The organism is Benzoatithermus flavus (genome assembly GCF_037908215.1).
Taxonomy (GTDB): Bacteria; Pseudomonadota; Alphaproteobacteria; order Geminicoccales; family Geminicoccaceae; genus Benzoatithermus; species Benzoatithermus flavus.
Window position 1 is genome coordinate 1 of record NZ_JBBLZC010000139.1, and the last position, 530, is coordinate 530.

The window sequence follows — 530 nt, forward strand, 5'->3', positions numbered from 1 at the left end:
GACACCGTCAGTGCGTCCGTCGCGCAGGCTCTCGATGAGCTGATGCTTTGGGCCGAGGACTGCCCCGAAGTCCGGCACCTCGTGCACGCGGATTTCGGCTCCAACAATGTCCTGACGGACAATGGCCGCATAACAGCGGTCATTGACTGGAGCGAGGCGATGTTCGGGGATTCCCAATACGAGGTCGCCAACATCTTCTTCTGGAGGCCGTGGTTGGCTTGTATGGAGCAGCAGACGCGCTACTTCGAGCGGAGGCATCCGGAGCTTGCAGGATCGCCACGACTCCGGGCGTATATGCTCCGCATTGGTCTTGACCAACTCTATCAGAGCTTGGTTGACGGCAATTTCGATGATGCAGCTTGGGCGCAGGGTCGATGCGACGCAATCGTCCGATCCGGAGCCGGGACTGTCGGGCGTACACAAATCGCCCGCAGAAGCGCGGCCGTCTGGACCGATGGCTGTGTAGAAGTACTCGCCGATAGTGGAAACCGACGCCCCAGCACTCGTCCGAGGGCAAAGAAATAGAGTAG

The 530-nt window shown here is 60.0% G+C and carries 1 protein-coding gene; it reads left to right on the top strand.

Going from position 1 to position 530, the window contains the following annotated elements; all coding sequences use genetic code 11:
• Window positions 1-525: phosphotransferase (locus tag U1T56_RS24555; RefSeq protein WP_418162088.1), on the top strand; the 525-nt coding region annotated here is incomplete at its 5' end.
• Window positions 526-530: the final 5 nt, after the last annotated feature.